This is a genomic window from Pseudomonas sp. B21-053, from assembly GCF_026016365.1.
Lineage (GTDB): Bacteria > Pseudomonadota > Gammaproteobacteria > Pseudomonadales > Pseudomonadaceae > Aquipseudomonas > Aquipseudomonas nunensis.
The window spans coordinates 952,559-964,465 of record NZ_CP087205.1 but is presented as its reverse complement, the minus strand read 5'-3'; the positions used below and the strand labels follow the sequence as shown (position 1 = coordinate 964,465).

The following is an 11,907-nucleotide window of genomic DNA, read 5'->3' as shown; positions in this document are numbered from 1 at the left end:
TGCTCGCGAAAGCGGTGTACCAGACGACAATGATGTCGATTGACACACCGCTTTCGCGAGCAAGCCCGCTCCCACAGGTGTTTCACATTTGTTGGGTCAGACCACCAGATTATTCATCTCGCAGTACTCTTCCCACTCGACGCCTAATACTTCGGCCGCCTCCTTGTGCAGAACAAGGCGCGCCGCCTCGAACTCCTCAGGAGTCGAGGTGTACTTGAGCGTCAGCTCCCAAGGCTGCAGGCCCTGGGATTCCGCTTCATCCTCGAACGCCCACTGGATCTGGTCTTTCTGATCGTCGGCCGGCAGGTCTTTGATCTCGGCGGCTAGCTGGGGCGACTCCAGCAGGTACTTCTTCAGCGCTTCTTCGTGTCTGGCTTCTTGGGTCAATTCTTTAACAGTCATGTCGTTCTCGCTGATCTGGGGAATGGAAGATGGATCTGGATCATCAAGGATCTCTCTGACGCAAAAAACCGTGTGAAGCCCGGCTTATCTGGCCTTCAGAACCATTCGGGATCATCTGAAAACAGCTCGGTGGTGCTCATGCGAGCACCGAATATAGGACCTTTGGCTGACGATTTATATGCATGTTTACATCAAATCTACAAAAAAACGGATGCCCTCGCCGGCCATGCCATTTTTACGCGCCCTGAGGAACATGTTTCGGAAACCGAAGTCATAGCGATGTGCCATATAGGCACTCCACAAGGAACTCAGGTGATGCGCAATTTCCCAAAGCTTACGTCTACCCTGTTTGCAACCGGCATGGCCGCCCTTCTGCTCGGCAACCTGGCACTGACCAATACGGCTCAGGCTATCGAGCTTAGCTCCGAAAGCACTTCATACAACGATACGCTCGTCGCCCTCCATAACTCATATGGCAAGAGCGTACTGGTCAACACCAGTCTTAGTGTTGATGAACTGGAAAAGTTACAGGGCACCGCTAAATCCAATGCGGCTGAAATCGACACCCTGAAAAAGACCGTCAGTGAACAAACGCGCCTCATCGAAGAACTCCGACGCAACACCGGCACCAGCACCGGCTCGAGCAGCAATGAAATTTCCAACCTCAAGCGTACCGTCGAGGAGCAGGAAAAAAACCTGAAAGACCTTGCCAAGCAGATGGAGGAGTTCAAGCGCAACACTGGCTCAAGCTCCAGTTCCAGCTCGAGCGAAGTGTCCAACCTCAAGCGGGAAGTCAGCGATCAGGACAACGACCTGAAGAAACTGGCCAGTCAGGTGGAAGACCTCAAGCGCAGCGCCGGATCGAGTTCCAGCTCAAGCTCCAGCGACCTGTCCAACCTGAAGCGGGAAGTCAGCGATCAGGACAATCAACTCGATCAGCTCAAACGCACCGTCGAAGACCTGAGCCGGAAGGTGAAATAACAGCAGCGGTGGTGCCCGAGACAGGAGTCGAACCTGCGACCTTCGCGTTACGAGTGCGCTGCTCTACCAACTGAGCTACACGGGCGGTGAGCTAAACCTAGCACAGCTTTCGCGAGTCGCAACCGCCAGCCCTGCCTCGGTTTATCGCAGACAAAAAAAGGCCCCGTCGTTTTCACGGCGGGGCCTTTTTTACAACGTTGAAGCGGTCAGGCGGGGGTAATTAAACGCCCGACGCCTTGGCTGCTGCTACGTCTTTGATGGACAGCTTGATACGGCCGCGGTTGTCCACGTCCAGTACCAGTACTTCCACTTCCTGGCCTTCTTTCAGGATGTCGGTCACTTTCTCAACGCGAGCGTCGCTCAACATGGAGATGTGAACCAGACCGTCCTTGCCAGGCAGGATGTTGACGAATGCGCCGAAGTCGACGATGCGCTCAACCTTACCGACGTAGATCTTGCCGATTTCAGCTTCTGCGGTGATGCCCAGGACGCGCTGACGTGCAGCTTCAGCAGCTTCTTTGGTTTCGCCGAAGATCTTGATCGAGCCGTCGTCTTCGATGTCGATCGAAGCCTTGGTCTCTTCACAGATCGCACGAATGGTCGCGCCGCCTTTACCGATAACATCACGGATTTTGTCGGTGTCGATTTTCATCGCGATCATGGTCGGAGCATTTTCCGACAGTTCGGTACGCGACTGACCAATGATATGGTTCATCTGACCGAGGATGTTCAGGCGCGCTTCCAGGGCTTGGCCCAAAGCGATTTCCATGATTTCTTCGGTGATGCCTTTGATCTTGATGTCCATCTGCAGCGCGGTAACACCTTTGGCGGTACCCGCTACTTTGAAGTCCATGTCGCCGAGGTGGTCTTCGTCACCCAGGATGTCGGTCAGGATGGCGAACTTCTCGCCTTCTTTAACCAGACCCATGGCGATACCGGCAACCGGTGCCTTCATCGGAACACCAGCGTCCATCAGGGCCAGGGAAGCGCCGCAGACCGAAGCCATGGAGCTCGAACCGTTGGACTCGGTGATTTCCGACACAACACGAATGGTGTACGGGAACACGTCGGCAGCCGGCAGCATGGCTGCAATCGAACGACGGGCCAGACGGCCGTGACCGATTTCGCGACGACCAGCGCCACCCATGCGACCACACTCACCTACCGAGAACGGAGGGAAGTTGTAGTGCAGCATGAACGGGTCTTTTTTCTCGCCTTCCAGGGTGTCCAGCAGTTGTGCGTCACGGGCGGTGCCCAGTGTTGCAACGACCAGCGCCTGGGTTTCGCCACGGGTGAACAGAGCCGAACCGTGGGTTTTAGGCAGAACACCGACTTCGATGTTCAACGGGCGTACGGTCTTGGTGTCGCGACCGTCGATACGTGGCTTGCCGTTTACGATGTTTTCGCGAACGGTGCGGTATTCGATTTCGCCGAAAGCCGCTTTGACTTCGCTGGAAGAAGGCTGGCCTTCTTCACCGGACAGCTTGGCAACGACCTGGTCTTTCAGCTCACCCAGGCGAGCGTAACGGTCGGCCTTGATGGTGATGGTGTAAGCCTGGGAGATCGCGTCGCCGAACTCGGCACGGATAGCACCCAGCAGAGCAGTGGCTTCTGGCTGTGGAGCCCAGGTCCAGGTCGGCTTGGCAGCTTCGGCAGCCAGTTCTTTAACAGCGTTGATCACAACCTGGAACTCGTCGTGAGCAAACAGTACCGCGCCCAGCATCTGGTCTTCGGTCAGCTCTTTGGCTTCCGATTCAACCATCAGAACGGCTTCCGACGTACCGGCAACGACCATGTCCAGGCTCGAAGCTTTCTGTTGTTCGTAAGTCGGGTTCAGCAGGTAGCCGGTGCTTTCGTGGAACGCAACGCGGGCAGCGCCGATCGGGCCATCGAAAGGAATACCGGAGATAGCCAGGGCAGCCGAGGTACCGATCATCGCAGCGATGTCCGGATCGGTCTTCTTGCTGGTGGAAACGACGGTGCAGACAACCTGCACTTCGTTCATGAAGCCTTCTGGGAACAGCGGACGGATCGGACGGTCGATCAGTCGGGAAGTCAGGGTTTCTTTCTCGGAAGGACGGCCTTCACGCTTGAAGAAACCGCCAGGGATCTTACCGGCAGCGTAAGTTTTTTCCTGGTAGTGAACGGACAGAGGGAAAAAGCCTTTGCCTGGATCGGCTTGCTTGGCACCAACGACGGTCACCAATACGCTGACGTCATCGTCAACGGTGACCAATACTGCGCCGGAGGCCTGACGGGCGATACGGCCAGTCTCGAGGGTAACGGTCGACTGACCGAACTGGAATTTTTTGATTACCGGGTTCACGGTGTCCTACCTTCTTTGTGGCTCTTGGGGAACTTGTCTTCTTGCGAAATTCTTGGGCAATGTCGGGAATCGGCCCAACGCCTGTCCAGGGTAAAACGTGTATCCAGATAAAACTTGAGGCTGGGAGCCTGCCATGTACCGGCGGGAAACCCGCTGGCACACAGCAAACAACCAACCTCTAGCGCAATCGCTTATTAGCGACGCAGACCCAGGCGACCGATCAGAGCCTGGTAACGGCCCAGATCCTTGCCTTTCAGGTAGTCCAGCAGCTTACGACGCTGGTTTACCATGCGGATCAGACCACGACGGGAGTGGTGATCTTTACCGTTGGCCTTGAAGTGACCTTGCAGCTTGTTGATGTTGTGGGTCAGCAGTGCAACTTGCACTTCTGGCGAACCAGTGTCACCAACAGCTTGCTGGTAGTCAGCTACGATTTGAGCTTTTTCTTGAACGTCGAGAGCCATGAGGCAATCCTTTTATCAGGAAACTGTTTCAAAGAAACAGCTTCAACAGGCCAGGGACAAATCCCTGTATCTATAAATGAGGAAGTGACCGTGCCTGTTAACAGCCACCCTCGTCCGGTCATTCTGACCGAATAAGTCGACGCGGCGCGATGCGCCCGTCTTCGCTCACTTCACCGATACCGATGAAGCGACCGTTGTGATCCTGTACCCGTACCATGCCGAACTTCGGTGCATCCGGGGCTCGTACCGGCTGGCCGTTGAGCCAGTAGAACGAGCTGTGCTCCGAGAACTGCAACAACGGCCAATCCAGCAGGCCGCTGTCCGATGGCATCAGGAAGCGATCGACCGCTTCGTTGCCGCCTTCGGCGTGTACGGCTTCCAACTCTTCAAGCGTGACAGTCTGCGCCAGCGTGAAAGGCCCGGCCTGGGTACGTCGCAATTCTGCAACGTAAGCGCCACAACCGAGTTGCTCACCGATATCCTCCACCAGGGTGCGAATATAGGTGCCTTTGCTGCAATCCACCGCAAGTCGCGCAGTATCACCCTCGAAGGCCAGCAATTCCAAGCGCGCAATAGTAACAGAACGCGGTTCGCGCTCCACTACTTCGCCTGCACGGGCCAGCTTGTACAGCGGCTGGCCATCACGCTTGAGCGCCGAGTACATCGGCGGTATCTGGCTGATTTGCCCACGAAAACCGGGTAAAACCGCTTCGACATCGGCGCGACCAACGGTCACCGGGCGTTCCTGCAAAACTTCACCCTCGGCATCCGCCGTGGTGGTGGTCTTGCCCAGTTGCGCCAGGGTTTCATAGGCCTTGTCGGAGTCGAGCAGGTATTGCGAGAACTTGGTGGCCTCACCGAAGCACAACGGCAGCACGCCGGTGGCCAGCGGATCGAGACTGCCGGTGTGCCCGGCCTTCTCGGCGTTCAGCAACCAGCGGACCTTCTGCAACGCGGCGTTGGAGGTGAACCCCAGCGGCTTGTCGAGCAGGATGATGCCGCTGACGTTACGACGGATACGTTTGACCTGAGCCACCGATTACTCCTTGGCGTCTTCGGGTTCAGCCGTTACCGGGTGCTGATTGTCTTCAGCCACCGCACGCTCGATCAGGGCCGACAGATGCGCGCCACGCACGACGCTTTCGTCGTAGTGGAAGTGCAACTGTGGAACGCTGCGCAACTTCATTTCGCGAGCCAACTGCATGCGCAGGAAACCGGCGGCGGAGTTGAGCACCTTGATGCTTTGTGCGATGTCTTCGGCGTTGTCCTGGCCCATCACGGTGATGAAGATCTTGGCGTGACCGACGTCACGGCTGACTTCAACAGCGGTAATGGTGACCAGGCCTACGCGCGGGTCTTTGACTTCACGACGGATCAGCTGTGCCAGCTCACGCTGCATCTGATCGCCGATACGTTGGGTACGGCTGTATTCTTTTGCCATGTCTTGTTACCTGTTACTGCCTCACGGTGAAACCCGTGGGGTCTGAAAGCGGCAAACGCCCGGCCTGACAAAAGCCAGACCGGGCGTTGCGTTTAGAGTCCTGACGCCGTGCCGCGCACTTGCATGCGGCGGCTCGCCGTGGCCCTTGAAGTGCGCGAGTTAGAGGCTGCGAGCAACCTGAACCTTCTCGTAAACTTCGATCTTGTCGCCAGCTTTGACGTCGTTGTAGCTCTTGACGCCAATACCGCATTCCATACCGGCACGTACTTCGGAAGCGTCATCCTTGAAGCGGCGCAGGGATTCCAGCTCGCCTTCGAAGATAACGATGTCTTCACGCAGTACACGGATTGGACGGTTACGGTGAACAACACCTTCGATAACCATGCAACCGGCGATCGCGCCAAACTTCGGCGAACGGAACACGTCACGCACTTCAGCGGTACCCAGGATGTTCTCGCGAACATCGCTGCCCAGCATACCGGTGAGGGCCTTCTTGACGTCTTCGATGATGTCGTAGATCACGTTGTAGTAACGCATATCCAGACCTTCCTGCTCGACGATCTTGCGAGCGCCAGCATCGGCACGCACGTTGAAGCCGAACAGTACAGCGTTGGAGGCCAGTGCCAGGTTAGCGTCGGACTCGGTGATACCACCAACGCCGCCGCCCACAACACGCACTTGCACTTCGTCGTTACCCAGGCCGTTCAAGGCACCGTTCAACGCTTCCAGCGAACCACGGACGTCGGATTTGAGGACGATGTTGAGCGTCTTCTTCTCTGCCTGACCCATGTTTTCGAAGATGTTTTCAAGCTTGCCAGCGTGAGCACGGGCCAGTTTGACTTCGCGGAACTTGCCTTGACGGAACAGAGCCACTTCACGGGCTTTCTTCTCGTCCGACAGCACGCTCATCTCGTCGCCAGCGTCCGGGGTACCGTCCAGGCCGAGGATCTCGACAGGGATGGAAGGACCGGCTTCTTTGATTGGCTTGCCGTTCTCGTCGAGCATGGCACGTACACGGCCGTAGTTCGAACCGACCAGAACCATGTCGCCTTGGCGCAGGGTACCGTCTTGAACCAGAACGGTAGCAACCGGGCCACGACCTTTGTCGAGACGCGATTCAACCACAACACCACGACCTGGGGCCGAAGGGGTTGCCTTCAGTTCCAGAACTTCGGCTTGCAGCAGAACAGCTTCGAGCAACTCGTCCACGCCAGTACCGACTTTCGCCGAAACCGATACGAACGGGGTATCGCCGCCCCACTCTTCCGAGGTCACGCCGTGAACCGACAGTTCGCTACGGATGCGATCGAGATCAGCGCCCGGCTTGTCGATTTTGTTCACTGCAACGACCAGAGGAACACCGGCAGCCTTGGCGTGCTGGACCGCTTCAATGGTCTGCGGCATTACGCCGTCGTCCGCTGCAACGACCAGGATCACGATGTCAGTTGCCTTGGCACCACGAGCACGCATTGCGGTAAACGCAGCGTGACCCGGGGTGTCGAGGAACGTGACCATGCCGCGATCAGTTTCAACGTGGTATGCGCCGATGTGCTGGGTGATACCGCCGGCTTCGCCAGCAGCTACCTTGGCACGACGGATGTAGTCGAGCAGCGAGGTCTTACCGTGGTCGACGTGGCCCATTACGGTCACAACCGGCGCACGGGAGAACGTCTCACCTTCAAACTTCAGGGACTCGGCCAGGGAATCTTCCAGGGCGGTGTCGCTGACCAGGGTCACTTTGTGGCCCAGCTCTTCGGCAACCAGTTGGGCAGTTTCCTGATCCAGTACCTGGTTGATGGTCGCTGGAGTACCCAGTTTGAACATGAACTTGATGATTTCAGCAGCCTTGACCGACATCTGTTGGGCGAGATCCCCAACAGTGATGGTCTCGCCGATCTGCACATCACGCACGACAGGGCCGGTTGGGCTCTGGAAACCGTGAGCGTTGCGTTTCTTCAGCTTGGCCTTGCCGCGACCACCACGACGGAAGCCATCGCTTTCTTCGTCGGTAGTACGTGGCGCAACACGTGGAGCAGGCGCTTTCTCTTTGACCGAAGCACGATGCGGAGCGTTTTTGCGCTCGCCATCGCCACCGCCGCTGCGACGATTGTTATCGTCTGCACGTGGCTTGTCCGGACGACGTTGATCGTTCGGCTTACGGTCCGCAGAAGGAGCCGGTGCAGCCGCCACGACCGGTGCGCTTTCGCGTACTGGCTCGGCAACCGCAGCAGGCGCTGCGACAGCATCGTTAGTAGCGGTTTGCGCAGCAGCAGGCTGGCGACGCGCTTCTTCTTCGGCGCGACGCTTGGCTTCTTCTTCAGCCTTCTGACGGGCAGCATTTTCTACTGCGCGACGCTCATCCAGTTCACGCTTGCGCTCGGCTTCAATTTCTTCCGGGCTGCGCTGTACGAAAACTTTCTTTTTACGGACTTCAACGCTGATGCTTTTGCTGCCAGCAACACGCAGGGTGCTGGTGGTTTTACGCTGCAGCGTGATCTTGCGTGGTTCTTCCACTTTCGCCTTGTGGCTGCTTTTCAAGTGAGTCAGCAAAGATTGCTTCTCACTGTCAGTCACATGTTCTTCGGCGGCGGTGTGCGGCAGACCTGCCTCACGCATCTGCTGCAACAGGCGCTCTACCGGTGTTTTGACCTCATCGGCCAGTTGTTTCACCGTGACTTGCGTCATGCACTTCTCTCCTCAGGCCGCGCCTAATTACTCGAACCAGTGGGCTCGGGCGGCCATGATCAACTTGCCGGCACGATCATCGTCAATGCCGTCGATGTCGAGCAGATCGTCAATAGACTGCTCGGCCAGGTCTTCGCGGGTAATTACGCCGCGCACCGCCAGTTCCATCGCCAAATCCTTGTCCATACCCTCAAGCGAGAGCAGGTCTTCGGCCGGATGGGCGTCTGCCAGCTTTTCCTCAGTAGCGATGGCTTTGGTCAACAAACGATCCTTGGCGCGAGCGCGAAGCTCGTTGACGGTTTCTTCGTCAAAGCCGTCGATGTTGAGCATTTCTTCCAACGGTACGTAGGCAATCTCTTCCAGGCTGGTGAAGCCTTCATCTACCAGCACCTGTGCCAGATCTTCGTCGACTTCCAGCTCGTCGATGAAGTTGCGCAGGATGTCGCCGGTTTCTGCTTGCTGCTTAGCCTGGATGTCCGATTCGGTCATCACGTTCAGGGTCCAGCCAGTCAACTGGCTAGCCAGACGCACGTTCTGACCACCGCGACCGATGGCCTGAGCCAGATTGTCTGCGCCAACGGCGATGTCCATTGCATGGGCATCTTCGTCAACGATAATTGCCGCCACTTCAGCCGGCGACATTGCATTGATCACGAACTGAGCCGGGTTATCGTCCCACAGGACGATGTCCACACGCTCGCCGCCCAATTCGCCCGACACTGCCTGGACGCGCGAACCGCGCATACCGATGCAAGCGCCTTGCGGATCAATGCGTTTGTCCTTGGAGCGGACCGCGATCTTGGCGCGCGAACCCGGGTCGCGGGACGCAGCCATTACTTCGATCAGGCCTTCAGCGATTTCCGGCACTTCGATGCGGAACAACTCGATCAGCATTTCCGGCGCGGTACGCGACAGGATCAGCTGCGGGCCGCGGTTCTCGGTGCGGATTTCCTTGAGCAGCGCACGCAGACGCACGCCAACCCGGAAGGTTTCGCGAGAGATGATGTCTTCACGAGCCAGCAACGCCTCAGCGTTGTTGCCCAGGTCGACGATCACGTTGTCGCGGGTAACTTTCTTCACGGTGCCGGAGATGATTTCCCCCAGGCGCTCGCGGTAAGCATCAACGACTTGCGCGCGCTCGGCTTCACGAACTTTCTGCACGATGACTTGCTTGGCAGTCTGTGCAGCAATGCGACCGAACTCGATCGATTCGATTTTTTCTTCGACTACGTCACCGACCTGAGCGCCAGGATGCGTTTCGGCAACCTTGCTCGGCCAGGTTTCGATGGCCGGATCGTCCAGGTCTGCTTCTTCGACGACCGTCCAGCGACGGAATGTCTCGTAAGCACCGGTGTGGCGATTGATTTCCACACGCAGATCGACTTCGTCCTCGAAACGTTTTTTGGTAGCAGTGGCCAGAGCCAGCTCCAGCGCTTCAAAAATTACGTTTGCCGGTACGCCCTTTTCATTGGATACCGACTCAACAACCAGCAGTACTTCTTTGCTCATCGTACGCCTCGCCTTTCGCAAGCCATTGGATCCGCGGGATCCGCGTCTCAGTCAAAACTGGGAATAATGTTGGCCTTGTCGATCATATCGATCGGCAACAGGAACTCATGGTCTTCTACCTGCACCACGACGTCCTGCTCTTCTACACCGCGCAGAAGGCCCTGAAAGTTGCGTCGGCCTTCGAAAGGCGAGCGCAGCTTGATCTTCACTTGTTCACCGGCAAATTTTGCAAACTGCTCAATAGTGAACAGTGGGCGTTCCATGCCAGGCGAGGAAACTTCAAGGGTGTACTCAACGGCGATCGGATCTTCAACATCCAGGACACCGCTGATCTGGCGGCTGACGATGGCACAATCGTCCACCAGCACGCCGCCTTCTTTATCGATATAAACGCGCAACATTGAGTGGCGACCTTGAGCCGAAAACTCAATACCCCAGCATTCATAGCCTAGGGCCACGACCACCGGGGCCAGCAAGGCCTGCAACTCTTCTAGCTTGCTCGACACCTGAACCCCCTCGTGCATGTATGTGCATGCTATGCAAAATAAAAAAATGGGCGAAACGCCCATCCTTGAAACGCCGTCGAACAGCGGCGTTGAAAGTGTCCAGCTAACAAAAAGCCCCTTAAAAGGGGCTCCTTAAACTGGTTGCGGGGGCCGGATTTGAACCGACGACCTTCGGGTTATGAGCCCGACGAGCTACCAGACTGCTCCACCCCGCGACAAAGCTGGGGCGGAAGTATACGACCGATCCCTGACAGGGTCAATGTAACCTTCCACCTACAAGAAAGCCCGCAACAGCGGGCTCTCCTGATAATTGGTACCGAGAAGGGGACTCGAACCCCTACACCCTATGGGCACAACCACCTCAAGGTTGCGTGTCTACCAATTCCACCACCTCGGCAATACTACGTTTGAAACCCTTCTTACTTTTGCTCTTGAGCTGGAGGCACGTCAGTCGCTGGAGTAGCCGACTTTTGCTCTTGAAGCACCGGGACATCATCAGAAGCCGGTTGTTGCTTTGGAACTTCCAACACTGCTGGGTTTGGCAAACCTACTTGAGTCAGCTGGTGAGCTTTCTCTTTAGCAAAGTAACCTAACCCTAAGCTGGTTATGAAGAAACCTGCGGCAAGTATAGCAGTAAACTTACTAAGAAAGGTAGAGGAACCTTGGCTTCCGAACACAGTATTTGAAGCACCTGCACCGAAAGACGCGCCAGCATCCGCACCTTTACCCTGCTGTAGCAATACCAGAGCAACTACGCCCAATGCACCCAGCAGATGAAAAACGACTACGACTGTTTCCAGCATTTTTTCAGTTTCCCGCGGCGCGACAAATCGCACCGAACTCATCTGCATTCAGGGAAGCTCCACCAATGAGCCCCCCATCGATATCCGGCATGCCGAACAGTTCGACCGCATTGGCCGCCTTCACGCTGCCGCCGTATAGAAGCCGCACACCTTGTGCGACCTCAGAATTCTCTGCCGCTAACTGAGCGCGAATGGCTGCGTGCACATCCTGCGCCTGTTGCGGCGAAGCAGTCAGCCCGGTGCCAATGGCCCAGACCGGCTCGTAAGCGATTACTGCCTTTGCAAAAACTTCAACACCCAGCTTCTCGATGACGCTGCCCAGCTGATGCCCGACAACCTCAAGCGTTTTACCGGCTTCGCGCTGCTCAAGGGTTTCCCCTATGCACAACACCGGAATCAAGCCACATGCCTGTGCCGCTGCAAACTTGCGAATGAGTGTTTCATCATTCTCGCCGATGATCTGGCGTCGCTCGGAATGCCCGACGAGCACCAGGGAACAACCTTCATCAGCCAACTGACTCGGAGCAACTTCACCGGTCAGCGCACCTTGTTTGGATTCCACCGCAGCGTTCTGCGCGCCGACCTTGATCGACTTGCCTTCCAGACCATCAATCACTTGATTGACATGCAGGAAAGACGGGAATACCGCTACATCAACACCGCTCGGCAAGGCCAGATTACGCAAGCCTTCGATCAGCTCAGCGACGCTGGCGCGGGTACCGTGCATCTTCCAGTTACCAGCTACCATAGGGCGACGCATGCTGTACCTCGTCGGTCAAAGTGGGCGCAG

Annotated in this window: 11 protein-coding genes and 3 tRNA genes; 1 reads left to right on the top strand and 13 read right to left on the bottom strand. The window is 56.8% G+C overall.

Translation table 11 applies throughout. The annotated features are described in order from the left end of the window. Window positions 1-96: 96 nt before the first annotated feature. Window positions 97-402, bottom strand: a complete 306-nt coding sequence (locus LOY68_RS04355; protein WP_265043123.1) for a DUF6388 family protein — start codon at window positions 400-402, stop codon at window positions 97-99. Window positions 403-540: 138 nt separating this feature from the next. Here LOY68_RS04355 and LOY68_RS04350 point away from each other — a divergent pair, with 138 nt between their 5' ends. Beyond that, complete coding sequence (locus LOY68_RS04350) at window positions 541-1,383, top strand: hypothetical protein (protein WP_265043121.1); 843 nt, start codon at window positions 541-543, stop codon at window positions 1,381-1,383. 9 nt (window positions 1,384-1,392) lie between these two features. On the opposite strand, the gene LOY68_RS04345 is transcribed toward LOY68_RS04350, so the two are convergent. The 12 genes from LOY68_RS04345 to tpiA all read right to left on the bottom strand — a co-directional run bounded on the left by LOY68_RS04345 (window position 1,393) and on the right by tpiA (window position 11,877). Continuing rightward, window positions 1,393-1,468: transfer RNA gene (locus tag LOY68_RS04345), tRNA-Thr, on the bottom strand. Window positions 1,469-1,603: 135 nt separating this feature from the next. Beyond that, on the bottom strand, window positions 1,604-3,709 hold the full coding sequence (gene pnp, locus LOY68_RS04340; RefSeq protein WP_265043119.1) for a polyribonucleotide nucleotidyltransferase: 2,106 nt from the start codon (window positions 3,707-3,709) through the stop codon (window positions 1,604-1,606). A gap of 194 nt (window positions 3,710-3,903) precedes the next feature. Beyond that, entirely contained in the window at window positions 3,904-4,173 is a 270-nt protein-coding gene (gene rpsO / locus LOY68_RS04335) for a 30S ribosomal protein S15 (protein WP_003176135.1), read from the bottom strand. Window positions 4,174-4,291: 118 nt separating this feature from the next. Beyond that, the gene (gene truB, locus LOY68_RS04330) at window positions 4,292-5,209 is read right to left on the bottom strand and encodes a tRNA pseudouridine(55) synthase TruB (RefSeq protein WP_123405159.1); all 918 of its coding nucleotides are present in this window, start codon (window positions 5,207-5,209) and stop codon (window positions 4,292-4,294) included. 3 nt (window positions 5,210-5,212) lie between these two features. Continuing rightward, entirely contained in the window at window positions 5,213-5,614 is a 402-nt protein-coding gene (gene rbfA, locus LOY68_RS04325; protein ID WP_054050033.1) for a 30S ribosome-binding factor RbfA, read from the bottom strand. Between the two features lie 159 nt (window positions 5,615-5,773). Then, window positions 5,774-8,299: a translation initiation factor IF-2 gene (infB, locus tag LOY68_RS04320; protein ID WP_163908351.1), complete on the bottom strand. Its 2,526-nt coding sequence runs from the start codon at window positions 8,297-8,299 to the stop codon at window positions 5,774-5,776. A 27-nt stretch (window positions 8,300-8,326) separates the two neighbouring features. Beyond that, window positions 8,327-9,808, bottom strand: a complete 1,482-nt coding sequence (nusA, locus tag LOY68_RS04315; protein ID WP_008024459.1) for a transcription termination factor NusA — start codon at window positions 9,806-9,808, stop codon at window positions 8,327-8,329. Between the two features lie 47 nt (window positions 9,809-9,855). After that, window positions 9,856-10,314 carry a ribosome maturation factor RimP gene (rimP, locus tag LOY68_RS04310; protein ID WP_010463487.1) on the bottom strand — a complete coding sequence of 153 codons (459 nt, stop codon included), beginning with the start codon at window positions 10,312-10,314 and terminating at the stop codon, window positions 9,856-9,858. 138 nt (window positions 10,315-10,452) lie between these two features. Then, window positions 10,453-10,529 (bottom strand) — tRNA-Met (locus tag LOY68_RS04305). 96 nt (window positions 10,530-10,625) lie between these two features. Then, a tRNA-Leu gene (locus tag LOY68_RS04300) sits at window positions 10,626-10,711 on the bottom strand. Window positions 10,712-10,733: 22 nt separating this feature from the next. Then, the gene (secG, locus tag LOY68_RS04295; protein WP_017336473.1) at window positions 10,734-11,117 is read right to left on the bottom strand and encodes a preprotein translocase subunit SecG; all 384 of its coding nucleotides are present in this window, start codon (window positions 11,115-11,117) and stop codon (window positions 10,734-10,736) included. A 4-nt stretch (window positions 11,118-11,121) separates the two neighbouring features. Then, complete coding sequence (tpiA, locus tag LOY68_RS04290; protein ID WP_163908349.1) at window positions 11,122-11,877, bottom strand: triose-phosphate isomerase; 756 nt, start codon at window positions 11,875-11,877, stop codon at window positions 11,122-11,124. Between the last annotated feature and the right edge of the window lie 30 nt (window positions 11,878-11,907).

Bases quoted from the DNA above. Each gene is read 5' to 3' on its own strand.
- LOY68_RS04355 (WP_265043123.1), bottom strand. From the start codon at position 402: ATGACTGTTAAAGAATTGACCCAAGAAGCCAGACACGAAGAAGCGCTG.
- LOY68_RS04350 (WP_265043121.1), top strand. From the start codon at position 541: ATGCGAGCACCGAATATAGGACCTTTGGCTGACGATTTATATGCATGT.
- rpsO (WP_003176135.1), bottom strand. From the start codon at position 4,173: ATGGCTCTCGACGTTCAAGAAAAAGCTCAAATCGTAGCTGACTACCAG.
- rbfA (WP_054050033.1), bottom strand. From the start codon at position 5,614: ATGGCAAAAGAATACAGCCGTACCCAACGTATCGGCGATCAGATGCAG.
- infB (WP_163908351.1), bottom strand. From the start codon at position 8,299: ATGACGCAAGTCACGGTGAAACAACTGGCCGATGAGGTCAAAACACCG.
- nusA (WP_008024459.1), bottom strand. From the start codon at position 9,808: ATGAGCAAAGAAGTACTGCTGGTTGTTGAGTCGGTATCCAATGAAAAG.
- secG (WP_017336473.1), bottom strand. From the start codon at position 11,117: ATGCTGGAAACAGTCGTAGTCGTTTTTCATCTGCTGGGTGCATTGGGC.
- tpiA (WP_163908349.1), bottom strand. From the start codon at position 11,877: ATGCGTCGCCCTATGGTAGCTGGTAACTGGAAGATGCACGGTACCCGC.